Below are 649 nucleotides of genomic sequence, written 5' to 3' on the forward strand. Positions count from 1 at the left end.
CACCGCGGCGCTGCCGCTGCTGGGCGTGCCCTTCGCGGTGAAGAACCTGTTCGACGTGCAGGGCCTGGCCACGCTGGCCGGCTCGAAGATCGAGCGCGAGCGTGCGCCGGCGCTGCGCGACGGGCCGCTGGTCGAGCGGCTCGAAGCGGCCGGTGCGGTGCTGGTGGGCGCGCTGAACATGGACGAGTACGCCTACGGCTTCACCACCGAGAACAGCCACGCCGGCGCCACCCACAACCCGCACGACCTGGCGCGCAGCGCAGGCGGCTCGTCGGGCGGCTCGGGCGCGGCCATCGCCGCCGGCCAGGTGCCGCTGACCCTGGGCTCCGACACCAACGGCTCGATCCGCGTGCCCAGTTCGCTGTGCGGCGTGTTCGGCCTCAAGCCCACCTATGGCCGGCTGCCGCGCCACGGCTCCTACCCTTTCGTCGCCAGCCTCGACCACCTCGGTCCGTTCGCGCGCTCGGTGCCCGACCTGGCGCTCAGCTACGACCTGCTGCAGGGCTGGGACGCCGCCGACCCGGGCTGCGTGCAGCGCCCCATCGAGCCGACGCATGCCACGCTGGCGCGGGGCGCGGACGGCCTGCGCATCGCGGTGCTCGGTGGCTACTTCCACGAGCACGCGCTGCCCGAGGCGCGCGCCGCGGTC

The 649-nt window shown here is 74.7% G+C and carries 1 protein-coding gene; it reads left to right on the top strand.

Annotated features, from left to right (window positions below; translation table 11 throughout):
- A partial coding sequence (locus x551_RS22985) for an amidase family protein (protein ID WP_036252224.1) occupies nucleotides 1-649 on the top strand: 649 nt, incomplete at both ends.

It is taken from the genome of Methylibium sp. T29 (genome assembly GCF_000576205.1).
In the GTDB taxonomy this organism is placed as follows: domain Bacteria; phylum Pseudomonadota; class Gammaproteobacteria; order Burkholderiales; family Burkholderiaceae_C; genus Methylibium; species Methylibium petroleiphilum.